The sequence below is a fragment of the Halobacterium sp. R2-5 genome (assembly GCF_011734195.1).
GTDB lineage: Archaea > Halobacteriota > Halobacteria > Halobacteriales > Halobacteriaceae > Halobacterium.
Genome location: NZ_JAANTH010000002.1, coordinates 522,879 through 547,946 on the forward strand (window position 1 = coordinate 522,879; position 25,068 = coordinate 547,946).

Genomic DNA, 25,068 nt, shown 5'->3' on the forward strand with positions numbered 1-25,068 from the left:
CGATGGCCGACTCCTCCACCGTCGGAGAACTGGGGGTTCTCCGGAGCAAGCGGAACGCCACCCGCTACCAGATTCTCGTCGAAATCGCCGAGCGCCAGCCCGCGGTCAGTCAGCAGGAAATCGCCGACGCCATCGGCGTCACCGCGCAGGCGGTCAGCGACTACCTCGGCGACCTCGTCGAGGACGGCCACGTGCGCAAGCACGGCCGCGGCCGCTACGAGGTCACCAAGGAGGGCGTCGACTGGCTCATCTCCGAGACCGACGACCTCCGGTCGTTCGTGGAGTACGTCTCCGAGAACGTCATCGAGGAGGTCGACGTCGACACCGCAATCGCGACCGCGGAAATCGAGGAGGGCGAGCGCGTCTCGCTGGCGATGCGGGACGGCGTGATGCACGCCACGCCCGGCGACGTCGGCAGCGCCACCGCGGTCGCGGTCACCGCGGCGGAACCCGGGCAGGACGTCGGCGCCGCGGAGTTCGAGGGGATGCTCGACTACCAGCCCGGCGAGGTCACGGTGCTCTCCGTCCCCACGGTGCAGGACGGCGGGAGCCGCGCGCTCCCCGAGGGCGCGGTCGCGGACCGCCTCGCCGAACACGACCTCGTCGCCGCGGCGGGCGTCGAGGCGCTCGTGGCGGTACGGGACGCCGACGTCGAGCCCGACATCCGGTTCGGCGCGTCCGAGGCAGTCCCGGAGGCCGCCAGCAAGGGGCTGTCCGTCCTGCTGGTCGCGACGACCGACCGGCTGTCGGCGCACACTGACCCGCTACGCGAGCGCAACGTCGGCTACGAGGTCGTCGAACCCGGCGACCAGTAGTCAGTAGAGCTCGCCGCCCAGCGGCACGCCCTCGTCCGGCCCGACGAGCACGGGGTTGCCGTCCTCGTCCGGGACGCCGACGGTCAGTACTTCAGACTCGTAGCCCGCGATGTTCACCGTGCCGAGGTCCGTCGCGCAGAGCACCTGCCGGCCGACGAGCTCCTCGGGCTCGTAGTTGTAGCCGGTCTGGGCCGCGGACTGGACGACCTCGTCCCCGAGGTCGATTTCGAGCTTCGCGAGCTCCGGCTTGCGGGCTTCCGGGAACGGTTCCGCGTCGAGGACTTCCCCCACGGCGAACGTCGTCTCGAAGAGGTTCGGTGGCACGCCCGAGGCGAGGACGCCGGGCGCCAAAACCGTTCGGGACCAACTTCTTTGGCGGCTCGCCGCCTACGCCCGGTATGGGTCTCACACTCTACGAGCTGGACGGCTGTCCGTACTGCGAGAAGGTCGCGGACGCCCTCGACGAGCACGACGTCGACTACGAGTCGGTCTGGGTGGACGCGATGCACTCCGAGCGCAACGAGGTCAAGCGCGTGAGCGGCCAGCGCGGCGTCCCCGTGCTCGTCGACGACGACCGCGGCGTGACGATGGCCGAGAGCGAGAACATCCTCGGGTACGTCGAGCGAACCCTCGCATGAAGATCTACACGCGCCGCGGCGACAGCGGGCAGACCGACCTCCGGGACATGACGCGGGTGTCGAAGACCAGCCCGCGAATCGAGGCGTACGGTACGGTCGACGAGGTGAACGCGATACTCGGCGCGACTCGACCGACCGGCCACGACGAGCTCGACGAGTACCTCGAAGCAGCGCAGAACCACCTCCACGTCGTGCAGGCGGACTTCGCGAACCCCGAACCGGACGAGGACGACCCGGTCGTCCGCGAGGAGCACGTCGACGAGGTCGAGGCGTGGATCGACGCCTGCGAGGAAGAGCTCGAACCGCTGCAGTCGTTCATCCTGCCGGGCGGCGGCGACGCGGGCGCGAGCCTCCACCACGCGCGGGCGGTCTGCCGGCGCGCGGAGCGCCGCGCGGTCGCGCTCGCGGACCACGAGGACGGCGTCAACGAGACCGCAATCGCGTACCTGAACCGGCTCTCGGACGCGCTGTTCGTGTTCGCGCGGCTGGCGAACGCGAGAGACGGTGTCCGCGAGGAGTCGCCGTCGTACTGACGGCGCGCGGACGAGGTGATGCCTTCGTCCCCGGCGGGACGGGTTGGGTGCCGACGGTGACAGGCTGGGACAGACGCGGACGGGCGGCCGGCGGCGCCCGCCACACGAGTTTTAGGTTGGCCCAAAACCACTAAAATCTACCGGTGGCGGACAGCTCGCCCGGCAGCGTTATCGTCGCTACCGGCGTATCTGTGGCATGAACCGACACTTCACCGACGCCCGGTACTACGCCCGCCGCACCGCCGACGAACTCGCGCTCGCCGTCCACACGGAACTCGACTCCGCCGAGGAGCGAGCCAACGCCGCCCTCGGACGAACGCACCACGAGCCCACTCGCAGCGAGCGCGCACGCGCCCTCCTCGACCGCGTCGGCAGCACTGCGCGCCGCCGCGCCGACTAAACGCAAGTCTTAATGGCGGCCTGCGGGTACTACCTCGTGCGAGGGTCGGTGGTCTAGTCCGGTTATGACGGCTCCTTCACACGGAGCAGGTCGGCGGTTCAACTCCGCCCCGACCCATACGCGGCACGTACGGATTGTATTCGGCCGTATTCCTCCTTTTCAGCGCTTCTAACGGGAGAATCGACGAAACCGGGGCCGAATTCGAGGTCATGATTCCAGTCGTTCGTTGCACGCGGGGTCCCTCCGTGTGGCGATCCGGTTATTGACAGACGGGCCCCGGATAAAAAACCGGGTGGCGATCCGTCCCGCGTCCGCGCGACAGCTATTTCCCTCACGCACTCAATTTTTCCAACCAATGGCCTGACAAGGGATGACGGACGTAATGGAGACAGTCGGGCTGCGTCATTTGCTAATCTTGCTCCTCAGCCTCTCTATGATACTTATCGGGCTGGCTGGTCTGGCAGGACTCTTCTGAGTGGCTTACTGTTGTTCCGGTTCACTGAACGCGCAGGGGTCAGTCCCGCTCACCCGTCGGAGTAACTGGAGTACGGGGAGTCGCGCGGGAATAACCGATAGTCAGCGAGTGGTGGACATTCGATGAGCTCTTCGGAGATCGTAGACGGGTCGCTAAGCAAGTCGATAATTCCAGTCAAGTGCTGGACGCCGACTGAGGCCACGACCGTATCAATATCGTCGCCGGAAGCCAGCGCGTGGAGATGTCCGGCCATCGATTCGTCACGATCAGCGAGAATCTCCTCGAACAACTCTGGTGCTCGTTCTTCGGTTTCAGCTCGCCATCGTCGAATCAGCGGAATGTCCAGCTCGTAGTAGGTTGATCTGGTGAGCGATTCCGTCTCGTCGAGGATGCCGAGTTCGACGAAGATCTCCCGGTCGAGGCCTTCGAACTCGTCGGGAATCGTGTACTCGCTGGTGTCGATACCGGCCAGGAGCAAGTCGTAGTCGCGGTCGGTGATGTAGGCTGCCGCTTCCAGTTCATCGCGTGGAGGCCACCGTGCGTCTTGGACGTCTGGATGGTACTGCGAGATTGCCTCTTCGCTCGCTTCGATAGCCACGACATCAGGCTTGTATCGGGTTATCGCGCCTGTCACCCGCGTGATCGCCAAGGGACTCTCGTGTAGCACACCAAGGACGTGCACGTCGCCGACGCGTGCAGCGAAATCACACTCTGCAATCCCGGTCTCACGAATCGAGCGCTCGCCGTCAGTCATCGTGCCCTTCAGTCGCAAGGACTATCGAGACCGTCCGGTGACCCTGGTTCTTTGGTTCGGGATGGGAACTCCGGACAGGTTCGTTGTCGGTGATATTGTGCGCCATACAACCGATAATCGAGATTCCTAATAAAGAGTCGGAAAGTCCCGACGCCGAAATCCCACAAAACGAGCCGCTAAAACCCCGATTCAGCCTTCACAATGTGATATCATGGCTCTATTGAAATCCTATTAGTTCGACCCTCTCGTCGCTGGAACAGCCGCTAAGTAGGAGCGCGAACCGACTGGTTGTTTCACGATATACTCTGCATACAGGAACCGTGTTAGCAACTACTCTAAAGTCACCCGTATCGGGGTAGAATAGTCAGGTTGGCGGCAAGCAAACCAAGCAAGACAATCAAACCATCAATCCAGCCAGATCTATCTGGAGTAATCCGTGCAAGCCCGAACCGCGAGTACCAGAATTGAATCGGGTACTTGGTGAAGAATATGAAGAAGAGAAATACCAAGTTGAGAACAGCAGAGCCGAGAGCCCAGGAGATCAACAGCCAGATCAAGACGTATCCGACTGCGCCTACTGCAAACAAGCCGTAAAGAGGAGGAGAGGCCTCGGATTCCACGCGGTGTTCCAACCAGGCAAGCTCTGGTGGAATACTCTCGCTGTTGGAGAACGTGACGAATATTGCGGCATGGTTGAGACACCAGTCGTCAAGATCATTGGTTAACCCAAATATATCTGCCTCCCTCGCTCTTTCCGAGGCATTGTAGCAGAGCAATGCGAGGTAGATACTGGCATCTTTGGTCACTTTTTCATGGAACGCGAAGACACCGACGAAGAACATCGGCACAAGCGGTGAAGCAACGACTACAGGGGAAAGAGGTAACGAAAACTGCTGTACGACCAATGCCCCGAATTGCATGAAGATCTGGACTAATGCGACCAACGTGATTGCTTGGATAAACGGCATCGTCCAACGAAGCACCTTGTCCGGAGATGTATGCTGGTTAGAGACCGCCATTTTACGAAGCAAGGTGAACCCGCTTAGCGAGATTACCAAGGCCTTCAACACGGTGTACCCGAAGTCGTTGCCGGATACGCTGAGAACAATAGTGACAACGAAGGCGGTGAAGGCGATCTCGAAGTCTACCTGGTCGCTTCGTTCGTTGTCGAAGACCGTGTTCGGATCAAGTTTCTCCATCAATTGGCGAATCTTTTGATAGGTTAGTCGATTCTCCCAATTTTCTTGAATACGAGAGACACTCCCGCTATGATTACCAATGTTCCCCCGCAAAAGACATACAGGCCGGGATACTTGCCGATGACGGGACGAAGCACGTGGATGCTAATGAGCCCCCAGATGAGGATGCCACCGAGAATTGACGCGGTGTAAGGATCGGTGAGGCTTGTACCCCTATCGAGATCAGGCTCTATATCCTCTCCGTCCGCCAGTCGTTCAGTTTTCTCTTGCAGGCGTTGTATAGGGTGGTCGAAGTAGTACCATTGCAGGGCTTCAAAGAGGAGGATGAGGCCTACCAGTATGAGGGTATAGATCCACCAGTTCTCAAGCCCTTGATAGAGTGCGTAGATGGTCCCAGCCAAGCTGATGAGGAGTACTACTCCTGCGTCGGTGGGAGTCATCCGGTCGGCTACGCCGTGGACGATTTCGAGGAGTGTTGGTTCGTCTTCAGGCACTTCTTATATAATGAATTTGTTCGACAAATATTGAAAGTTTGGGAGGAGAACAGTACTCAAACTTCTAAATCGTTTGAAGCAGACGTCCTATAACCACCTGTAGCAATAGCAGTCCGAACGGGGGATGTGGGGTAATTACTCTATACCTATCGCTAAGCGAATTTCCTATCAACGCTTCTAATTAGCCAATGTTTGGAACTTCGGCTGGTGATTCCGAGCAGCCTCCTCCCAATGCATTTGACCAATACAACAAACTCGATTCCAAGGGTGAAATTTACTCCACTTCGCTCGGCCAAATTTCACTCACTACGCGCCTCTCCGGTCAATTTCTGACAATAGCATTCGACACTGAGATCCCGATCAGCACTACCATCGAGGTGCTAACAGTGTTTCTCGTGGTATTTTTCGACTGTTCGCTTAATTACGCGCGGTGAATTGTTGACTCTGGTGTCACTCACTCGCATAAGCCCCTGTGGGTACGTGTCTTCGTTGTAGTCGAATAATCGATTTACTGCGGCTCGGGGGACTTCGATCTCGGTGAAGTTGCCGAGGGTATAGATGAGCGTTGAGGGTGCACCCTGCCAGAAATTTGTTCGAGCCCAGCCGTCCGTATCTTCGAAAGTCTCCTTGATGGAGGCGACGCCGATATAGGCTCCATTTTGGTAGAAGAGGACTGTATCACCACCCTCCATTTTCTCGAAATACGTTCGATTCTGTTTACCGTCCCGGACGCCCCAGAACCGAACTTCGTTCCGGTCAGCGATTGGCTCTGGCGCGTTAGAATACGTTGAAGGGTCGAGTGGATTAAGCACCGTTCGCCGGAAGTTCCCCGGATCGCACGGCGCTAGAAAAATATTCGAGCTCATGACAACCGAAGACTCACTCTGGCACGTCATAAATTGTCGGTGTAACTCCTGCGCCACGACTAGGTGCGTATTGATTGCTGTAGCCTGCTACTGACCGAAATGGGGAATGTAGACGCCATACTCAAGTCCAGTCGTATGGTCAATTCCCCAGCAATTCGAAAGAGGCGGCGGTTTCTACAGTATAGTCCGTATACTGTCCAAAACCCTCGTTATTACGCACTTCCATTCTTGCATACGAGTATAAAAAAAAAATAACTTTATTCGTTACTAACACCTACTACAAGGTGGAGCGTGACTCCGAAACCCACCCAATTCTCACACAGCCTCTGGCCAGTCCTCGGATCAATCCAAGCGAAACCCCGGGGTCGTCCCCAGTAATCCACGAATCACGGTTCCACGACCGGCCCAAACATTCCAATCAGTGCCAACTCACGCGATCCACGTCCACCCAACATGAACAAAACCACGACACGCGAGGCACCCATCCACGTCTCGAACCACGCGAAACTCCGGTGGCACCAACGAAGCAAAAACACCACCCAGTCGCCCCATCATGCCTGGCAGGAATCCTACCCCGTCGGCATCCCTTACCGCAAAGGGAGCGCCCGTCTCCATCCACCAACCGGGACCCTCCTCATCCACCACGCCAACGAACTCATCATCGTGCTTCAGGCATCGCTCACAGATTACACCGCCGACCACCTCACTACCTGCCGTCGCTGCCAGCTCAAATTCCAGCCAACCGGTGACGCCCCCACCTGTGACTGGTGCGGCACTCCGACCACTACCGATACACCATGACTGACACACTTGACAAAATCATCGAGAACGCACAAACCGGCCACGGACCGTGTAGCGGCTGTCCAGCACACGCCGACAGCGGTGGTCAGAACGTGAACCCTGGGCTGCTCAATTACGATGCAGATCTCATGTTCTATACCCTCGACCCAAGCCATTCCATCAGCTGGCAGCAGTACGACGACTGGGAGGAGTACAACGACGAGTATGCCCGCAAATTCGCCAACTGGCGTGGCGGCCGCCGAATCCAGCGAATGATTGCCCCACTTAACCTCGGGCTGTCTGACGTCTGGATCGGCGACACAATCAAGTGTCCCGTGGATAACTCACTCCGAACCCTTGACACCCAATCCGAGATCGATCAAGCTGCCGCGCAGTGCAGCCAGTATCTCGTCCAAGAAGTCGAGGAGGTCAACCCACACGCCATTGTCAGCATGGGTGAAGCAACCACCCAACGACTCCTCAAAACTGTCTTCGATATCACTCCAGGTTCACTCAAAACCGGGACCCGAGATTGTGGGAAGATCTACAACACGGATCCCCCACTCCTGGTTTCTCCACATTGGTCTCATGGCTGGCTGGACCGGTCTCCAAACGGCAAGCCCAACCTTGAAATCGTCCAAGACGCACTCCTCGACACCTATCCCGAAACATAAGTCACGCGACGGATAACGACTGCACTCAGCGAAACTTCCCCGGATATGTTATCCACTAAGGATTTCAACAGAACCGACATCATTAGACACCCGAAGAAAGCCGGGAATGTGGACAATCAGTCGGCAACACCTGGACCGGATATCCAGACAAAGGCGAACCGGGTGTCCTCTGCGAAGACCGTGCTGACGTAGCCCTCACAGATCTCTAAACACCCGTCATCGGTCAGCACACGCGAACCAGAAAAACGAACTCGCTTATACGAGATTCATTGCCTACTCGGTCAACCGGCAGCGATACGCCGACCGGACGAACACTAGGCGCGGCTCCAGAGTAAGGTGGCGTTCTCCCTCCTCAAAATAAGTCGTGACGTACCTACCGTATCCTGTATCAACGCCGGTACATCGACGTACTAAAACAACGGTCACTCCCTAAAACGAGGAAAAGTAGCATAGTTGTCGTCGTTCCTGAGCTTCGCTTTCCCCTCTTTACTTTCACCTTGGTTGCCATACGTTATTGTATCCTCCGCTGTCAGGTTAGAGTAGTCAAAGACGCATGACGAAAATTCTCCATCTCAGCGACACACACCTCGGCAATCGGCAATACGGAAGCGATACTCGCAGAGACGATTTCACCCGCGCGTTCGAAGCCGCCATCAACCGCGCACTCCAAGAGAACGTCGACGCGGTCATCCACACTGGCGACCTCTTCCATCGTCGAACACCGTCGCTCCCCATCGTCACGGACTGTATAGAGACACTCAGGAAACTCGCCGATGAGGACATCCCGTTCTATGGGATTGTCGGGAACCACGACCGGAAAATGGACCAACAGTGGCTCGACCTCATCCGCGAAACGGGGACCGCGGAGCGCCTTGACCAAACGCCGACGATGGTGAACGATGAGGTCGCCCTCTACGGGATCGACGCCGTCACCAAACCGGCATGGCACGCAGCAGACTTCACCCTCGAAGAACCTCCGAACCCGGACGCGTTCCGACTGCTGGGCATGCACCAGCTCTTCGAGCCGCTCGTGCCCGAGTTCTACGCTGATCACGAGTTGAGCGAAGTCCTTGAGCGGGTTGACATCGACCTTGACGCACTCGCGCTCGGGGACTACCACAAGACGGAGAGCCGCATCGTCGATGGTGTTCCCGCGTGGTACGCCGGGTCAACTGAGCGCTGTGCAACAGACGAACTCGAACCCCGAACCGTCAGCCTCCTCGAAATCGAAGACGGAGACTTCGAACGCCGAGAGCTCGAACTTGACACCCGGGAGTTCGAGTCGATCCGCATCGAATTCGACGAGGGTGACAGTCACGGGTACGCCCGCGACGAACTGGACCGGCACCAGCTCGACGACAAAGTCGCTATTGTGAAGCTCACGGGTGAGCGGACTCCCGTCACGTCAAGCGACGTGTACGATATGGCGATAGACAAGGGCGCGGCAGTCTGCAAGGTGGACGATAATCGCGGCCGAAGACAACTTGACCTGGAGGACGGGCCGCAGGGAGATATCCAGAGCGCCGAGAAACTCATTGAGGAGAAGCTCGCCGACCAGAACCTGAGTGACATCGCCACCGACGTTGAAGCACGAGTCCGAACGGACGACGATCTCGCCCAGACAGCCATCGACGACACCATGCAAGAACTAATCGAGGAGGCCCAAGCGGACGCGTTTGAGGAACGGGACGCCGAAGCTGACCTTGGTGACCCAGAGACCGAGGTGAGCGGCGAATGAAGATCAAAGCGCTCAGGCTGCAGAATATCCGGAGCTACGAAGATCAGACCGTTGAGTTCCCTGATGGAACGATCCTGATTCGTGGTGACAACGGAGCCGGGAAAACGTCCCTCTTGATGGGGATCTTCGGCGGGCTGTTCCTCTCGAAGATCCGGAACGTGGGAACAAACGACTTCAATCTCGATGACCTGGTTCGACGCGGTGAAGACAAGGGCACCGTAAAACTGGTCTTCGAGATCGACGGGACAGAGTTCACCGTGAACTGGGAGCTGTACACGACGACTACCCCAAACAGTGCGACGCTGGACTCGGAGTCGTTCTCGGACCCAGTGACTGGAATCGAGGACGTCCGTGAAGAGGTGATCGGATTACTCGGGATGGACGAAGACGACTTCTCCAGTTCCGTCTACGTCAAGCAGGGCGAAATCGACCGGCTCATCGAAGCGGGTGACCGCGCTGAGATGATCGACAGCCTCCTCGGATTAGACGAACTCGACGAGTACATCGAGCGGATGAAGGCCGCACGCCGCGGTGCCGGGCGCGTCCAAGACCAGAACAAAACGAGCCGGGAAAACTACCAAGAAGACCTCGACGACATCGAAAAAACCGAGCCGGAGTACGAGGACGAAATTCAATCGCTTACTGACGACATCGCAGACCTCGAAGCAGACATCGAGGAGATAGAGGAATTCATTGACGAGCTGAAAGACCACCGGACCAGCATCAAAAGCGACATCGAGGACTACGAAGATCTGCAGGAACGCAAGGTCGAGAAGCAAGAGCAGATCGAGGAGGCGCAAGCGAAGCGAGCCGACCAACAGTCCACTATCGACGAAAGCGAGGCCACTATCGAGGAGGCACAGGACGAGATTGACACGCTCGAAAGCGCCATCGCAGACCTTGATACAGAGGTTGAGTACGACCTGAGTTCTGCAGAGAGTGCTGAGGACGCGAACGAGGCGGTGCAGGAAGCCGTTATGGAGGCGACGACGGAACGCAACGATTGCGAGAACGACCTGCAGAACGCTCAGGAAGAACTGGAACGTCTAGAAGACGAGCTCTCTAATGCGGAGACCGAACGTGAGGAACTTATCGAGGAGCGTGACGACCTCCAGTCGGATCTCGAAGACGCTACTGACCGTCTGACCGAGGCGAAAGCAGAACGCGAATCGCTTACAACTGAGCGGAATGAGAGCGCGGCTGCGTTCCTCCCTTCAGTTGCTGATGCGGACGAGGTCACGGATGACCACGAGGAGGCGGTCGAGACGCGGCTTGCAGAACTCCGCGACGAACGAGAAGATGTGACCGCGACCAAGCGGGAAGTCACGACGAAGCGCAACCGGGCTGAAGATGACCTCGAAACAGCGCGTGAGGGATTGGAGACGGCAACTGATGACTTAGCGGACGCAGAATCCGACCTCGAAACGGTACAGTCCGACCTGGCGACCGCTGAAGACGACCTCACAGCTGCTGAAGCAGAGTTCGAAGAGCGTGTCGAGGCCCTCGCGGACCAGGCCGCCGACTTCGACGTTGCGGTCACAGCTGAAAACTTAGACGAGCTTCGTGACACGGTGATTCCGGACCTCATTGAGGAAACCAACGCCGACCTGAATGACGTCGGGAACGCCATCGCTGAGCATCGAAACGACAAACAGCGCTACGAGGAGGAGCTCGCGGAAATCAAGGAACTCGGTGAGCAGGACAAGTGTCCGAAGTGCGGGAAAACTGTTGAGGACTCGCACATCGAGAGCGAGGTTGCGGAACTGGAAGCGGCGATTGCCGATGCCCAAGAGGCGGTGGAAGACGCCCAAGCGACGGAGACGGAACTCCAGTCACGGAAAGACGAGTTGCAGGCACTCCGTGAAGATTTACTGGATACGATCACCTTCCGTGACGAGACGCTGGCAGCAGCACGAGACGAAGTGGACTCTCTTCGAGACGAAGAAGATGAGCTGCAGTCCCGCATCGAGGAGCTGGAGGAAACTATCGAGGACTACGAGTCCACCGTCGCAGACTTAGAGACGGATATCGATGACCTCGAAGAGCAGGAAGCGACGCTCGATGCGGAGATCAATGAGGTCAACGACGCTATCGAAACGGGCGAGGACGTCTTAGACGCGTTCGAGCAAGTGGCCGACCAGCAAGAAACGGTGACCGATCTCGAAGACCAGATCGCCGATATCGAGGCAGACATCGAAGATGTCACCGACGATCTCGCGGACGTTGAGGACGAGATCGAGAACCTAAGGGACGCTATCGAAGAACAGGAGGCTGTCGTTGAGGAGTGCGAGGACGCACTCGAAGCTGCCAAGGAACGGGTCGAAGAGGTCGAAGCCGTTCAGAAAACTGTGGAAGACGCGGTCGGAAAGTACGACACCATCAGCGAATTACGGACGACGATAGAGCAGGAGCAAAACACCATCAAACACGCCCGTGATCGAATTGACGACCTCAACAGTCAAATCGCTCGCCTCCAAGACGAGAAAGACGATATTGAGGAACAACTCGGCGATAAGGACGTCGAGGACCTGCGTGAGGACTTAGACCGCGTTAACACTCGAATCGAGCAGCGCCAAGAGACGCGCGACGAGTACCAAGAGGAACTGCAGGAGACACGTGACGAGCGCACACGGCTCGAAACGGAGCTCGACGCGCTGCGTGAGACGAAGGCACAGATCGAACTGTACGAGGACAAAGAGCAGTGGGCAAAGGAAGTCTATGACGAGCTCGACGCGGCCATCTCGGTCTACGAAAGCACGAAATCAGATCTCCGCGAACAGTACCTCGCCTACATCAACGAGTACACGAACGACATCTTCAAAGAGATCTACAAGAACAGCAGCTACCAGCAGGTCATCATCGAAGAGACGTACGACGACCAGCGAGACAGCTACGAGTACGACATCCGGCTGCTCCGTGACGACGGGACGACCGAAGACCCGAGCAACGCGAGCGGCGGCGAGCGCGCTATCGTGAACCTCGCGCTCCGCGCCGGGATCTACAAACTCATCGCCGAACTGCAGGGCGGGAACCGCGGCCAACTCCCACCGTTCATTCTCGACGAGCCGACGACGTTCCTCGACGAAGGGCACGTCGGGCAGCTCGAACAGATGCTGACAACCATCAAAGAGTGGGATGTCCCGCAGATCATCGTCGTCTCCCACGATGAAGCCCTCATCCACGGGGCCGATCACGAATGCCACGTGACTATCGACGAGTCGGACAACACGAGCCAGATCACGATGCGCACAGCAGGGGCTGACTGATGGACACGAACGCACTCAGCATCGTCGAAGATATCTTCGACCACATCGACACGAACATCCCGCGTGACGTCACCCCGCAAGCCAACTACGCGCGCCGGCTCTTCGAGCACCTCTCGCGTGACGGCGGCCGGGTCACCGCACTCGGCGAGCCGACCTACCAGAAGACACGGATCGACGAACTCGGCACGTGGACCGGCGATCCGTGGGGCACACCGACCTACGGGCTCGACGCCAGTACCACACGCCCGTTAGAATTCAATAACGGGCTCATCGTGGATACGGCGTACGCTAAGCTCGGCGTTGCCGGCGCTGATACTGACAAGCGAATTGAGGAGACCGGTACGATAGAAACGGTCGTGTACCTCGCGGACAGCGAGAGCACGATTCATGCCGAACAGTTCGAAGCTGACCGGGTAACCGGCGAAGTCGTGCAGTTCCCACCGACCGACCGCTCCGCAACCCTCTCGAAATCAGTCGCTAGCGCCGCCCAAGGCCTCGCCGAAAGCACACACGCGGCCGCCCACGTCGACACGCTTGACGGCTGTCTGTTCATTGACGGCGCAGTCTACCCGCTCGGTGTCCTCTACTGGGTGCTCCTTGACCAAGTCGGGCGCACCACGCCCGCCGGTGCATGGGACAAGCCCGACGAGATCATCCGGAACTATATCGACGTCATCGACACCCAGTATGAGAACGGGTATCCGGTCATCGGCGTCGTAAAGACCTCCACCATCAGCCAACTCCTCGACTCCCTGGACGCGAAACTCGATGAGAACCACGTGACGAACAACCACGGCGGCCGGCCCGACGTTCCCTGGACACGCGACCACCAGTTCATCGCCGAGGTGCTCCGCGACGACAGTCTCGAACACCTGACGTACACGTCCTGGTTCGTCCACAAGCAAGCCCCGGTTGACGGGCAATCGTTCGAACTGTTAGACCCATACTGCGACGACCTCACACACGGTGACCCGGCCGACTACCGGCGGGCGTTCTTCTACGTCCGGCTCCCGAAAACCGGCGACGTGCTCCGCGTGGAAACCCCGCGGCTCATGATCGACGACGAGCAGACCCGCGACCAGATCCAGTACAAGGTTCTGAAAGAAATCGCGCAAACCCAGGACGTCCCGCGGGCCGTCGGGCGCGCCGACCGGATCGCCCGGATCAGCCGCGATAACCGCGACACGATCCGGGATTTCCTCACTGCCGCCGACTACGCCCACGACTACAATTGGGACGGCCGCTGGAACGACATCGAACAAGCACCCGACACCCAACTCCAACAATGAGCGACAACACCGACGACCTCCTCGACCGCGATCCCGTCGACGACGAAACGAGCACCGACGAACCTTCCGGTGACCGTGAGGGCACGACAGGCGCAGAGACGAACGATCAGACCGAGGTCCCGGAAACGACGGTTCCGAACTCGCTGACCGATGCTGACGAAGATGAACTCGGGCACGTCGTCGCCAGCGAAGAAATCCATGTCACGCGCAGTGACTACAAAGTTAACGCGTTCGTCAAAACCGACTGCCGTGACGATGTCCGCGTCGGCGACTACGTCCAAATCCCATATCCCGGATCAGATCCGACCGAGCAAGCCGACGAACTCTTCGCCGTCGTCGACGGCCTCCGATACGAACCCTACACAGAACTCGACGATAAGTCCGACACCCACAACCGTATCGCGGCAGCCCATAGCCTCGACGAGACAGAGTTCGTCCTCGTCGCTGAACTCGAACCAATCGCCATCATCTCCGCAACCGATGACGGGCTGGAACGCAGCATCGTCAACAAGATCCCGAAACCCAATACGCCCGTTGCGTTCTCCCTCGACGAGGAATACCTCCGCACCGGCCTCAATATCCCCCAAGACGGCGTGTTCGCCGGCTACCTCTCCGTCGGCGGCGACCGCATGACCGTCGACGGCGACCCACTCCCGTACTTCATCAACAACCCCGGCATCGACCCCGTCACCGAAGACGTCGAATCCGGCGAACCCGCGATTTTCCGCCACACTCTCGTCGCCGGCTCCACCGGGAAAGGCAAGACGCACTTCACGAAAAACCTGCTCCGACAGTTTGCCACGGACAAACGCTACCCGATTGATAACCACCAGACCGGTGACACCGAGCACAGCCGCCTCAACCTCGTGATCCTCGATCCGGAAAACGAGTACTCCGAGATGCGGAACGACAACCCCGAACTGCGTAACGAGGACGAGCTCGTTGAGCGGCTCGAACGGCAAGGCATCGAGGTCGGCGGCATCGACAACTTCGAGACGTTCATCCCCAACATCGGGAACACGAACGCCCCGACAACCGGTGAGGGCCGGAACCTGACGATTCCCTTTTCGCTCGTCGAGCACCGCCCGCAGCTCCTCATGCCGTACACACCGACGGAAGTCACGCGCGGAGCCCTCGAAAACTGCATCGACGCGTACTTCACCGATACTGACACGCCGACGTACGACGGGTTCCTGCAGTACCTCCGAGACAACGACGACTCAGAAAGCCCACTCCGGCAGCGATACAACATCGAAGACGGCACGTGGAGCGCAATCATGCGTCGCGTCACCGACGCCGCCTACCGCGACGTCTTCGACCACGGCACCAACCCCCTCCCCGACGTATCAAACGCCGTGTTCCGCGAAGGCCAAGTCACCGTCATCCCAACCAGCCACCTCCACGGCGCAAAAGAAGACCTCACCGTCCTCTCCATCCTCTCGTACATCATCGACAACAAAATCGACGACTACAACGTCGACCCCAACGTCAAAGACACCCCACTTCTCGTCGCCGTCGACGAAGCCCACAACTACGTCTCCGACCCGAGCACCCTCCGCGAACAATACATCGTCAACCGCGCCCGCGACGCCGTCAAACAAGGCCGCAAAGACAAACTCGGCCTTTTCATGATTACCCAAAACCCCGAAGACATCGACGGCGACATCCTCAAACAAACCAACACCAACATCTTCCTCGGCCTCCGCGAAGAAGTCATCACCAAAGTCCCCTCCATCCCCCGCGGCTACGAACAAGACCTCCAACAATACGGCAAAGGCCAAGCCGCCATCAAAGCTCCCGACGTTGAAGCCGTCGAAGTCACCGGCCTCCCCTACTGCCTCACCCAACACAGCAACTGAAGGCATAGACAAACGGTAACACGATGGATAGAACTAAATGACTAATCTTCCACATTATGCAGTATGAATCGAGTACCCGTCTCCTCAAGCAATCTCAGCAGTGTAGGGTATGATGAGTCGAATCAGGTTCTGGAGATTGAGTTCAACGGTGGAAGAGTCTACCAGTATTTCGACGTTCCCGAACGAATTCACCAGGGGCTTATGAATGCCACGTCGCACGGGAAATACTTCCATCGGAATATTGAAGACAACTATCGCTACGATCAGATCAAATAATGCGCATCAACTCAGTGCGTGTCCAAAATTTTCGAAGTCTTCGAGATGCGCAGATCGATTTCAATGAGCTGACTGCCCTGATAGGGTCGAACGGCGCTGGAAAATCATCGTTTCTTAGATCATTAGACCTCTTTTATACAGCAAACGCTTCGTATTCCGAAGATGACTTCTACAATCGCAACACCGATGAAGAAATCAGTGTTCAGGTAGAATTCACGGGTTTGGGGGAAGACGCTAAAGAAAAATTCAGCCCATATATTGGCGGAGAAACATTAACGGTTGAGAAAGTGATGGAATATCCAGATAATCGTGGTAATCAAAGATACCACGGGAACCGCCTGTATAACCCTGATTTTGATGGGTTTCGTAATGCAGGCGGCCACGATCTCCGCCGAGAATATGAGGCGCTATTTGACAGGGGCTACAGCGAATTGCCGGAGTACCAAAATCAAGAGGAAGCGGAGTCAGTATTACGAGAGTGGGAAGAGGAACACCCCGCCCAGTGTGAGCGTAGACGGGATGACGGCCAATTCTTTGGCTTTAATTCGGTCGGTCAAGCCGCTCTTGAGGAGTATACGCGTTACATTTTGATTCCAGCAGTCCGTGATGCAGGTGAAGATGCCGATGATAAACGAGGGAGTCCCCTGACGGAATTGATGGACTTAGTCGTTCGTGCAGCACTCTCGGAACGGGATGAACTAGAAGAATTTCAACAAGCAGCTCAACGGCGCTATGCAGAGCTAATTGAGGCTGCATCAGAAGCAGAGCTCAGTCAATTAGAATCCGACCTGTCCTCCACGCTTGAAACATTCGCACCCGGCGTTGGTGTAGACCTTTCTTGGGATACCGAGGATGTCATCGATATTCAGATGCCTCAGGCAGATATCAAATTGGAAGTAGATGATTTTGTTTCAAATGTGGAACACGCAGGTCACGGCTCTCAACGTGCCTTCATCATCTCTCTCCTACAAAATTTAGCAGTCCATAGTGAGGATATGAACTCGGCCGATGAAGATGAGATGGACCACGATCCGAGCCTTATCCTAGGTATCGAAGAGCCTGAGCTATACCAACATCCGAATCGCCAGCGTCACCTTATGTCCATTCTGTCTTCGTTCGATGATCAAGGTATCGCAGGCACAGCTAGTAGCGTTCAGGTTGTATATTCCACTCATTCCCCTCTGATGGTGAGTATGAAACGATTTGACGACATTCGCAGCTTGTCGAAAATAGAAGCTGCAGAAGATCGTCCCAAGCACACCCAGGTTAAACAGAGCTCATTAGAGACGGTCGCTCGACAGATGGAGACTGTCTTTGACGCAGATGCAGGAACTTTCACCGGTGAGTCGACACGCGCTCGATTGGAGCCTGTGATGACTCCTTGGGTCAATGAGGGGTTCTTTGCGGACGTTGTTCTATTGGTAGAGGGACTTGAAGACCGATCTGCTCTTCTGGGGCGTGCAAGCGCTAGAGATATCGATCTTAGCTCTCAAGGTATTGCAGTCCTCCCCTGTAACGGGAAAACTAAAATCGGTCGCCCTGCAATAATTTTCGAACAATTAGGAAGGTCAGTCTACATAATGTTTGACTCAGACCACGATGACGAGTCAGAGGCAATCATCAATAAACGATTACTCCGCCTTGTTGACTCTGAAGAAGAAGACTGGCCTTCGGGAGTCTATGATCGCCACGCGTGTTTCCAAGAAAATCTACCCGAGTGTATCCGAACCTCTCTTGGACCTGACTTTTATGATGAGGCACTCCGGAACGCCTGCGACAAATACGGATACAACAAACAGTCACGGGGGGCAAAGAACCCGACAGTCATGACTAGTGTATTCGAGACTGCAAGGGAAGATGACCGAGATGTCTCGAAAATCGACGAAATCATTGATCAAGTCCTCACGCTGGTGTAATATCCAGTCAACAGGATTTCACCTGGCGATATTGTAGGACGGAAATTTAGTTTCATAGAGCACTCGATAGGTACAGAACAAGACGGGAGGAATTGAAACAATCCGGTGCGGGTACCTACCAGTTTAATGAATAGGGCGTGAATTATCACTAATAATGGCAGCTACGCTCACCGAACCAACCGTTCTCGCTGCCGCGAAGGACACGCTTTACCCTACTCTCCACGATAGCGCAAATCACTACGCTGTCACGGAAACGCAGTTCACACAATCGACCTGGGGCGGGTGGACGATCCCGAAAGAACTCCGTGTCCGTCTCGCACCATACAACACGATCCGCCTCACAGAAGGTGAGCCCGATCTCCTCGGTGTTGGGATGCCAGCTGGCGAAGTGTTGAACGGCGACGCAGCCTCAACTCCCGTCGCAGTCATTGAAGCGAAAGGCCACAACTCAGACCCAGGCGCAGCGGACGTGACTCGCGGCATCAACCAAGCACACGCCCATCTCTCCGAAGTCAACCTCGGGTACGTCGCTGCCCCGATCAAGAGCATTACTGACACAGCACGTGCACTCGCCCGCGAACTCAACGTCGGCATCATCGGTGTCGAAACCGCTCACGACGCCACACTCGTCGAGCCTGCTCGCGTCACCGGAGCCGGTGACTTCTCAACCACCATTGACGCCATCCGGTTCCAAGCAACCACGCACCACCTCACCGAAGGCAGCTTCCCAGTCAACCACCCGAAAAACTACCTCGGCTACGTCCTCGCCCTCACCGCAGACGGCGATACACGAGACATCTACGCCGATAAGGTAATCAACAGCGTGTCAGGCGGCCGCCGCGGCGCAATCCTCCTCGGCTTAGTGGATGACCGTCCCGACGGAGAGACGCTAACACACCTCGGTGCAGAAGTCGTCCGCTTCGCCCACACCCAACACGGAAGCCTCTCCGCAGCACTTGACCAATTCGACGCCTGGACCGGTCGATCAACCCGATTCACCGAACTCGCCCCACGATGGGCACAACTCGCCCGCTCAATCGCCATCCAGTACGACCCAACGCAACTCATCATCGAAGCACTCGAATGTCTCCACCAAACCGGCACTACCAACCCAACCATCGTCGACGTCGCCACCGAAGCCTGTCGGATTAACCAACCCCTCGCCGTCGAAGTCTTCTTCACCCAAAACCGCCGCGACGACATCCTCACCGCCGACGGCGACATCAACGAACCGATGCTTCACGACCCCACCGTCTACAAATCAGGCATCTACTTCCAATACAAATACCAACTCTACCACACCGGCCTCCTCACCACCGGCGGCACCGACAACAAAGACGAGGTCCTGAACAATCCGTGGCAGTTAGAACAGTCAGTCGAAAACGACACCATTTCAAACTAGTGCTGTAGTGGACCTTTGCTAACTACGCGCCAACTGACCAATCACAGTGTGTCGGCGATACTTTCGCGGACGTGAACAGCCGCCTTGTACGCCCTATCATTCGTCCAGTATCCCCTGCCGATCGAGTCCAGTCTGAATCAGTCCACCTCCACAGCACTCACCGAATTTCCATCAAAAGCCTACTCTGTTACCTGTGGTTTCCACGATGAACCACGAACGACTCACAAGTTACGCCCAGCCGGCCTCCTTACGCATCACGTCGTCACGGAGGTCCTCTACCGTCTCTACGATGTCGTCTTCTTCCATCATCTCTACCCGTCGAACCGTCAGTTCCTCCCTGAGCAGCGTCGTCGTCCGGCTCACGATGTTACTGTTGGACGGTGGATCGTCGTACGTACCCTCCTCCTTAATCTCGTTCAGTATGTCGTGACAGAGGAGGTCACCGCAGGCGTGCGTAACGGGGATGTACCGTGCGAAGTCGTGGTCAAGGATGTCGTTGGCGAGTTCCTGGAAACCGAGGACCTGCTTCGTTCTGCTGTAGTCTCGATCTTCAACATCTCCCGATTCACCTTCCTCGTATGTGAGCTCAGCTCCCCACCAGATCCGGTGCAGTGCGTTGGAGTAGGCGTCAGTGCCGGCCTTCAAGAATTTCTCCTCCATGTTACCGGGACTCTCCGGGTCAAAGACGTGGTCCCACCGGTAGTGAACGAACTCAGGGAATCGAACGACACAGAGGTAGTGCCACAATCCGGCGTCTGCCGCTTCATTGCGTGTGAGATCAAGAGTGCGATGGAGTGTCGGCGCTAACTCGGCGTCAATAAGCGAGTCTTGAGCGTCAATGTCGTCGCCGGCACGAATCTCCTCAATCCGCTCGTCAACCGGGCTTAGGTCTATGGAACGACCCAGTGGTTGTAAGTATGGACGAAGATCGTCCTCCGTGAACTCACGGTCACCTGCGAGAAACCGATTATCAATCATCGGATGGGCCGCACTCTGCAGGTGGTAAAGCTCAGTCGTCACTTTGAATCGCCTCCTCGATTAGATTCGTCGTGTCTGACGGGATGTTGTACTGCTGATGTACCGTTCGTTCGATTCGCTGGACGAGGTCAGGGACATCAACGTGACTCCTGACGTCTTCGGCAAGTTGAATCGCTGCCTCTTCGTCCCCGAGACCCGGATACAAATCGTCCATGAAGATGTTGAGTACGTCTTCCTGCCAGCCGTACTCTGGTTCACCGGTGTCGGGGCTTGTGTCGCGTGCTGTTTGCATCAAGAGCTGCGTCCAGACGGAGTGCTCGATATAGTCATAGAGCACGTCGCGTAGCCGTGGTGGCCCACCCGTGGCACCTGTGTTGTTCAGAACTTCAACTACCTGTGGATGTTCTTTGTTCAGGTACAGTTGCGGGTTCCGAGGTGCTTCCAAACTAAGATAGTGGATGTGGTTCTCGTCGGGGAAGCTATCGTAATCGCTGAAATCCTCTATAATCGGCATGAGAAGACTTCCACCGTCATCCCTCTCGTCAAGTCGAACTACCCATGAGAGCCCGTCAGCAACACGTGCACCCACTTTGGACGCGTGTTTCGACCCATCAGAGCCGCCTTTCTTGGTTCTGGTGAGGAACGGCTTGATTCTTACTCGTCCACGGTGATCGTCACGGTTGATGCTCAGAGTGAATTCGTAGGTTCCGCCATCCAAAGGTTGGTCGGCGAGTATCTGCCGGTCTCGACTCATTGCGAGGGGGTTCTCCTTCACTAGTGCGAGGCGACCCGGCGTCTCTTCCCACTCGTTAAACGGGAAGACCTCCTCTACATCATCTTGATTGACAGTAACCGTGCCTTCCAACTCTAGAGCCTCCCAACCCCCCTCGTCCACCAGCGACAAAAACTGTTCGTCCTGGTCAAGGTCTCCCCTATCACCAAGAGCGGTTCCATCTAAACGGAACGACTCAACCTCAAATTCGAGTGTCTCTTCTTGGTACTCGTGTGGGAGAGACTGGCTGACTAAACTACCTGTCTGGACGTCTTCTTCTCCTCCTTCGTCCGGTTCTGTGCCTTCAACACCTTCATTGACAGTGGCCATTACTCTTCCCTCCGTTCTGCCACGTCAACTGACACTTTCATTCTGGTCTCGACTTGTCTGTAATCTTCTGTCGACACGCCTTCAAAGGAGACCTTTGATGTACCAGGAGCAGGCTTCAGCCGTCCTACTTGAACGCCCTTCTGTTCTGGCAGCGATATTGAGACACCAGCCGTATCTGATGAGATGTTTTGTACGGGAAGGCGGTCCGACGTCGCTCTTTCCTCTGCCATCCGAATCAGTGAGACAGTGACTGATCGTATCTCGTTGCCGTCGTTCAAAGGCTCCACCTCGCCGTCGAACGACCAGTGTGTGTACACTTCGTCGAACGAGATGTTAGTGCTTCCAGTAACACGCTGACTACTCGGCGACTCACGATCAGAACGACCCCCTCGTGACTTATTTCCGATCTTGAATCGGTTCCCCAGACGCTGAGGTCCGGTCGTGCCTCGATCAACGTCGGGCGCGACGAGTCCACGTAACGTCTCAGTCACGTCAGACTTGATGCCCTCTACTGCGGTTCGGAACCCCCGAGAGTAGGAGTTCGCCAGTGTCTCCGTTCGCACCCACTCGTCGTGCTGAGGTGGCTCCGCAGCTGTCAAGAATTCCTCTACGACGGTGTCTACGTCTTGCGGAGTCTCGTCAGTCCCCCACGGCCGGGCACGCCCACCAAGGAGGACGGCGTGGAAGTCCTGATTCCCGACGACGACCCGGTCGCGGTCGTAGTACTCGACGACCATTCCCGCCCCTCGGACGAACGCCACCTCGTTCCGGTGCTGATACTCCCCCGTATCTGCACGTCGAACCAGCAAGTCCAATTGACCATCTGCACCGCCACTACCGTCGCTCTTCTCGGGAACGTCAAGTGATATGGCTGTCTGCGCGACATCTTCGGGTTCGTCCAACTCGCTGACCGAGTCGTCACGGTCGTCTAGGCAGCTCGTGAAGGGCTCGTATTGGGGATATTCGTCGATGCTCGCTTGCTTGGTTTCACCTTCCACTTCAACTGCAACCTCTAGATCACCACGATAAATCGCGGGCCAGAACCATTCGATTGCCATCTCGGTGATCTGGTCTGCTAACTCCTCATCGTCCTGTCTCTCTTCCGCGGTAGGTACGCGGAAGTCCACAACTTGAATGCTTGTTCCCGGTGCGTCCGGGCGGCTCAACTCTAGGTCGTCCGCTATTGATTCGGCTTCTTCTCCCCAAACAGACTCCGGCCTAGATCCCTCCTCATCGCCGTTCAAACCACCGTACCAACCGTGACCTTGGTAGACAGTATCGCCGTGCTCCGATTTGTGCGTTGGCAACCGCGTTCGACCTATCAGTCGTGGGGACTGATCTTTGGGATTTGGCTCGCTAAGTGTCGAGTTAAACATGACGAGTGACAGGCCCGAGTAAAGCCACAGGACGGCCTTCCCCAGACCATAACTCCCCCCTGCGGTATCCCCCGACTTGCTACTGAATAGAACGTCTCGCACCAGAGCAGTGAAGTTCGATTCGTCGGCATTCTCTTCACCGAGGAGGCCTTCCGTATTCTCGTCCTCAATAGTTAGTACACGAATCTTCTCCTCGTCATTGATGCGTTCAATCGCCTCAGCGATATGCTTCCCGCTCTCCGTGTCTGTTGCTAAGTTAGCGTGCTCGGACCACGTCTCGATATCGAGTGCTCTAAGATACTCAATCGCCTCCTCACCCTCTAAGGATTCCAATTTGAACGTAACCCTTGCCGGTTGATCGTTGTCCAACCGTGCGTCATTCGAGTTCTGGAGTACTTCTCGAACAAAGGTCTTCAGTCCTGGTTCACCGTGCGACATCGCGTATTTTGCGACGTCGTCACCGTATCGAGCATCAGTCGGCCGAGATGTCGTGAATCCCCACTGACCGCTCATTGTAATACCCCACCGGCACTAGCGGAGGTAAACGCGGACGTATCGGAGAAGTGTGCGATACCCTTCATAATTGGCAGGTCTATCCCCTGTCGACATAAATTTGTGCGATGTATTGTCGGTGTAGTCCTCCGATTGAGATCAGAATTGTCCCTCTGGGGGAGTACCGGTGGCCAGGTAGTGTGCGCCGATGAGGTCCTGACGGACTTCACTAAGCTCACGTGACCGACGTAGGGTGTCAGAGCTTAGCCTGTCAAGAGCGACGACCGAGAAACGCAAGTCCCCGTAATACTCGTTCTGCAATTTGAACAGGCGACTAGATATCGATCCGGTTGTACCCATTTCTTGGACTGTTTGGCCCCAGGGATCTTCTGTCTCGTACTCTCGCCACACCCGGAACGCATGAACTCCGCTACTATCGATCATGTCGCGCTCAGAGAGGGGGCGGCTCTTCGACCAGTTCAGCCCCAACCATTGCTGGGAGGTTACGTTACGCCAGGGCTGCCACAACGGTACGGTATACGAGAACTGTTCTGCAATATCCCTTAGCTCTCGAAGCGACTCACTATCGGAGCCGTTCACGTGCTCGGCAGGCTCTCGGTTCAGTTGGACCATGGGAGTCCAGCCAATCTCTCGACGACAGATCGCCACTAAAGTCGCCTCAATAGCACGGCGATGTCTCCGATTGGACGATATCGGGGGTGTCGTGACAGAAACTTCCATCTTACCCCCTGCAGTCTCAGTAATTCGCTGAAGGGGACGAGCAGCACCGTGTTTGTCCCCGGTCTGTTGATCCGAGGTGGCCACCCCGGCTGATAGACCAAGCCCCACTCGCTGTCGAACGCCTCCCTCCGCTCCCGACTCCCCTACATACATCAACCCCGGGAGTTCTGTGTGTCGAACTCGGTAGAGCCCTGGACGGCGGGGGAGCTCTTTACGGAGCGTTTTCCAGTCTCGGAGGTCAAACCATCTTGACCAATCAAGCCCCATCCAAGTGGAGTCCTGAGGATCCGGTTCAAGACGAGTGAGTGGTCCAGGAACGTCCAGAGTTCGTGTCTCCGCCGCACTCCGGCGTGTAGCCTGGTCAACCGTGGCAAGCTCCGACTGAACGATGGACTCGGGGACTGAGAGTATCTGGGCGATCGCGTCACTATTAGGGACGTACTGTGAGAGGATCCACATCGTCGCCTGTCGGTTCGTTAGTCGGGTCTTGTCCACCACCGCTGCAATATCGTCAATAGCTGCTGTGGGGAACTCCGAACACGGGACGACGAATCCACCACTGTCTCGTATCCTATCGTCTCCAACCACCATTCTGACCTGTCGGTTATGGGCCGTCGCTACGGCGTCTCGACCATCGTCTGTGAGTCCGATTCGATCGGCCACAGTGTCCCAGCACTCGTCGGCTTCAGCTAGCACGTACAATAGGCCATCGTCACTTTGTGAAACGGGAAGGGGATCAAAGCTCGTGAATAGAGTCTCAACGTTAATCACAGACGTACTACGCACTTCTCGGAGGGCTCTGGCCAGTGAATCTGCCTCCATGTGATACTGGGTAGCGACAGCCTCAACGATGTCCTGGGAGACAGGCACACCGACGAATGGGTCCCCAACGTAGGACGAGTTCGAATCTGGATCTAGAAATACATGACACACGTTCTCGTCCATCAGACTGTACCTCTCACCGAATCCCGTGGCCCACTTGTCCGTATCGGATGTCTGCTTTGT

21 protein-coding genes and 1 tRNA gene are annotated in these 25,068 nt (G+C 56.9%); 13 read left to right on the forward strand and 9 right to left on the reverse strand.

The features are described from left to right. The first annotated feature begins 2 nt into the window (after positions 1-2). Entirely contained in the window at positions 3-815 is an 813-nt protein-coding gene (locus tag G9C83_RS11410) for a MarR family transcriptional regulator (protein ID WP_167246264.1), read from the forward strand. Here G9C83_RS11410 and G9C83_RS11415 read toward each other — a convergent pair whose 3' ends face one another. Continuing rightward, entirely contained in the window at positions 816-1,139 is a 324-nt protein-coding gene (locus tag G9C83_RS11415; RefSeq protein WP_167246265.1) for a tRNA-binding protein, read from the reverse strand. A 74-nt stretch (positions 1,140-1,213) separates the two neighbouring features. Between G9C83_RS11415 and G9C83_RS11420 the strand changes: the two genes are divergently transcribed. The 4 genes from G9C83_RS11420 to G9C83_RS11435 all read left to right on the forward strand — a co-directional run bounded on the left by G9C83_RS11420 (position 1,214) and on the right by G9C83_RS11435 (position 2,503). After that, entirely contained in the window at positions 1,214-1,453 is a 240-nt protein-coding gene (locus G9C83_RS11420; protein ID WP_167246266.1) for a glutaredoxin family protein, read from the forward strand. Further along, entirely contained in the window at positions 1,450-1,986 is a 537-nt protein-coding gene (locus tag G9C83_RS11425; RefSeq protein WP_167246267.1) for a cob(I)yrinic acid a,c-diamide adenosyltransferase, read from the forward strand. Before G9C83_RS11420 ends, G9C83_RS11425 begins: the two co-directional genes overlap by 4 nt. Positions 1,987-2,182: 196 nt before the next feature. Next, entirely contained in the window at positions 2,183-2,386 is a 204-nt protein-coding gene (locus G9C83_RS11430) for a hypothetical protein (RefSeq protein ID WP_167246268.1), read from the forward strand. 42 nt (positions 2,387-2,428) lie between these two features. Next, positions 2,429-2,503 (forward strand) — tRNA-Val (locus tag G9C83_RS11435). 407 nt (positions 2,504-2,910) lie between these two features. Here G9C83_RS11435 and G9C83_RS11440 read toward each other — a convergent pair. The 4 genes from G9C83_RS11440 to G9C83_RS11455 all read right to left on the reverse strand — a co-directional run bounded on the left by G9C83_RS11440 (position 2,911) and on the right by G9C83_RS11455 (position 6,174). Beyond that, positions 2,911-3,615: a hypothetical protein gene (locus G9C83_RS11440; RefSeq protein ID WP_167246269.1), complete on the reverse strand. Its 705-nt coding sequence runs from the start codon at positions 3,613-3,615 to the stop codon at positions 2,911-2,913. Between the two features lie 341 nt (positions 3,616-3,956). Next, positions 3,957-4,814 carry a hypothetical protein gene (locus G9C83_RS11445; protein WP_167246270.1) on the reverse strand — a complete coding sequence of 286 codons (858 nt, stop codon included), beginning with the start codon at positions 4,812-4,814 and terminating at the stop codon, positions 3,957-3,959. 23 nt (positions 4,815-4,837) lie between these two features. Then, positions 4,838-5,308 carry a hypothetical protein gene (locus G9C83_RS11450; RefSeq protein ID WP_167246271.1) on the reverse strand — a complete coding sequence of 157 codons (471 nt, stop codon included), beginning with the start codon at positions 5,306-5,308 and terminating at the stop codon, positions 4,838-4,840. A 380-nt stretch (positions 5,309-5,688) separates the two neighbouring features. Then, on the reverse strand, positions 5,689-6,174 hold the full coding sequence (locus G9C83_RS11455; RefSeq protein ID WP_167246272.1) for a hypothetical protein: 486 nt from the start codon (positions 6,172-6,174) through the stop codon (positions 5,689-5,691). 797 nt (positions 6,175-6,971) lie between these two features. On the opposite strand from G9C83_RS11455, the gene G9C83_RS11460 reads away from it, so the two are divergent. The 8 genes from G9C83_RS11460 to G9C83_RS11495 all read left to right on the forward strand — a co-directional run bounded on the left by G9C83_RS11460 (position 6,972) and on the right by G9C83_RS11495 (position 19,374). Next, on the forward strand, positions 6,972-7,628 hold the full coding sequence (locus tag G9C83_RS11460) for a uracil-DNA glycosylase family protein (RefSeq protein ID WP_167246273.1): 657 nt from the start codon (positions 6,972-6,974) through the stop codon (positions 7,626-7,628). A gap of 553 nt (positions 7,629-8,181) precedes the next feature. Beyond that, positions 8,182-9,366, forward strand: a complete 1,185-nt coding sequence (locus G9C83_RS11465; RefSeq protein WP_167246274.1) for a DNA repair exonuclease — start codon at positions 8,182-8,184, stop codon at positions 9,364-9,366. Continuing rightward, complete coding sequence (locus G9C83_RS11470) at positions 9,363-12,632, forward strand: AAA family ATPase (protein ID WP_167246275.1); 3,270 nt, start codon at positions 9,363-9,365, stop codon at positions 12,630-12,632. Before G9C83_RS11465 ends, G9C83_RS11470 begins: the two co-directional genes overlap by 4 nt. Beyond that, positions 12,632-13,921 carry a DNA double-strand break repair nuclease NurA gene (locus tag G9C83_RS11475; protein ID WP_167246276.1) on the forward strand — a complete coding sequence of 430 codons (1,290 nt, stop codon included), beginning with the start codon at positions 12,632-12,634 and terminating at the stop codon, positions 13,919-13,921. Before G9C83_RS11470 ends, G9C83_RS11475 begins: the two co-directional genes overlap by 1 nt. Continuing rightward, a complete protein-coding gene (locus G9C83_RS11480) occupies positions 13,918-15,780 on the forward strand; it encodes an ATP-binding protein (protein ID WP_167246277.1) in 1,863 nt (620 codons plus the stop codon). Before G9C83_RS11475 ends, G9C83_RS11480 begins: the two co-directional genes overlap by 4 nt. A gap of 63 nt (positions 15,781-15,843) precedes the next feature. Further along, positions 15,844-16,056 carry a KTSC domain-containing protein gene (locus G9C83_RS11485; RefSeq protein WP_167246278.1) on the forward strand — a complete coding sequence of 71 codons (213 nt, stop codon included), beginning with the start codon at positions 15,844-15,846 and terminating at the stop codon, positions 16,054-16,056. Next, positions 16,056-17,972 (forward strand): ATP-dependent endonuclease, encoded by a 1,917-nt coding sequence (locus tag G9C83_RS11490; protein WP_167246279.1) that lies wholly within the window; start codon positions 16,056-16,058, stop codon positions 17,970-17,972. The genes G9C83_RS11485 and G9C83_RS11490 overlap by 1 nt, the downstream gene beginning before the upstream one ends. 154 nt (positions 17,973-18,126) lie before the next feature. Next, complete coding sequence (locus G9C83_RS11495) at positions 18,127-19,374, forward strand: hypothetical protein (protein WP_167246280.1); 1,248 nt, start codon at positions 18,127-18,129, stop codon at positions 19,372-19,374. Positions 19,375-19,602: 228 nt separating this feature from the next. Here the strand turns inward: G9C83_RS11495 and G9C83_RS11500 are convergent, their stop codons facing one another. From G9C83_RS11500 to G9C83_RS11515, 4 genes are all read right to left on the reverse strand, one after another. Then, complete coding sequence (locus G9C83_RS11500; protein WP_167246281.1) at positions 19,603-20,352, reverse strand: DUF6339 family protein; 750 nt, start codon at positions 20,350-20,352, stop codon at positions 19,603-19,605. Between the two features lie 31 nt (positions 20,353-20,383). Then, positions 20,384-21,454, reverse strand: coding sequence for a hypothetical protein (locus G9C83_RS11505; protein ID WP_167246282.1), 1,071 nt, complete (start codon positions 21,452-21,454; stop codon positions 20,384-20,386). Further along, positions 21,454-23,343, reverse strand: a complete 1,890-nt coding sequence (locus G9C83_RS11510; protein ID WP_167246283.1) for a hypothetical protein — start codon at positions 23,341-23,343, stop codon at positions 21,454-21,456. The genes G9C83_RS11505 and G9C83_RS11510 overlap by 1 nt, the downstream gene beginning before the upstream one ends. A 138-nt stretch (positions 23,344-23,481) precedes the next feature. After that, complete coding sequence (locus G9C83_RS11515; RefSeq protein WP_167246284.1) at positions 23,482-25,008, reverse strand: hypothetical protein; 1,527 nt, start codon at positions 25,006-25,008, stop codon at positions 23,482-23,484. Between the last annotated feature and the right edge of the window lie 60 nt (positions 25,009-25,068).

Excerpts from the sequence above, each read along its gene's own strand:
- G9C83_RS11410 (WP_167246264.1), top strand. The coding sequence starts at position 3 with ATGGCCGACTCCTCCACCGTCGGAGAACTGGGGGTTCTCCGGAGCAAG.
- G9C83_RS11420 (WP_167246266.1), top strand. The coding sequence starts at position 1,214 with ATGGGTCTCACACTCTACGAGCTGGACGGCTGTCCGTACTGCGAGAAG.
- G9C83_RS11425 (WP_167246267.1), top strand. The coding sequence starts at position 1,450 with ATGAAGATCTACACGCGCCGCGGCGACAGCGGGCAGACCGACCTCCGG.
- G9C83_RS11430 (WP_167246268.1), top strand. The coding sequence starts at position 2,183 with ATGAACCGACACTTCACCGACGCCCGGTACTACGCCCGCCGCACCGCC.
- G9C83_RS11440 (WP_167246269.1), bottom strand. The coding sequence starts at position 3,615 with ATGACTGACGGCGAGCGCTCGATTCGTGAGACCGGGATTGCAGAGTGT.
- G9C83_RS11445 (WP_167246270.1), bottom strand. The coding sequence starts at position 4,814 with ATGGAGAAACTTGATCCGAACACGGTCTTCGACAACGAACGAAGCGAC.
- G9C83_RS11455 (WP_167246272.1), bottom strand. The coding sequence starts at position 6,174 with ATGAGCTCGAATATTTTTCTAGCGCCGTGCGATCCGGGGAACTTCCGG.
- G9C83_RS11460 (WP_167246273.1), top strand. The coding sequence starts at position 6,972 with ATGACTGACACACTTGACAAAATCATCGAGAACGCACAAACCGGCCAC.
- G9C83_RS11465 (WP_167246274.1), top strand. The coding sequence starts at position 8,182 with ATGACGAAAATTCTCCATCTCAGCGACACACACCTCGGCAATCGGCAA.
- G9C83_RS11470 (WP_167246275.1), top strand. The coding sequence starts at position 9,363 with ATGAAGATCAAAGCGCTCAGGCTGCAGAATATCCGGAGCTACGAAGAT.
- G9C83_RS11475 (WP_167246276.1), top strand. The coding sequence starts at position 12,632 with ATGGACACGAACGCACTCAGCATCGTCGAAGATATCTTCGACCACATC.
- G9C83_RS11480 (WP_167246277.1), top strand. The coding sequence starts at position 13,918 with ATGAGCGACAACACCGACGACCTCCTCGACCGCGATCCCGTCGACGAC.
- G9C83_RS11485 (WP_167246278.1), top strand. The coding sequence starts at position 15,844 with ATGAATCGAGTACCCGTCTCCTCAAGCAATCTCAGCAGTGTAGGGTAT.
- G9C83_RS11490 (WP_167246279.1), top strand. The coding sequence starts at position 16,056 with ATGCGCATCAACTCAGTGCGTGTCCAAAATTTTCGAAGTCTTCGAGAT.
- G9C83_RS11495 (WP_167246280.1), top strand. The coding sequence starts at position 18,127 with ATGGCAGCTACGCTCACCGAACCAACCGTTCTCGCTGCCGCGAAGGAC.
- G9C83_RS11500 (WP_167246281.1), bottom strand. The coding sequence starts at position 20,352 with ATGATTGATAATCGGTTTCTCGCAGGTGACCGTGAGTTCACGGAGGAC.
- G9C83_RS11505 (WP_167246282.1), bottom strand. The coding sequence starts at position 21,454 with ATGGCCACTGTCAATGAAGGTGTTGAAGGCACAGAACCGGACGAAGGA.
- G9C83_RS11510 (WP_167246283.1), bottom strand. The coding sequence starts at position 23,343 with ATGAGCGGTCAGTGGGGATTCACGACATCTCGGCCGACTGATGCTCGA.
- G9C83_RS11515 (WP_167246284.1), bottom strand. The coding sequence starts at position 25,008 with ATGGACGAGAACGTGTGTCATGTATTTCTAGATCCAGATTCGAACTCG.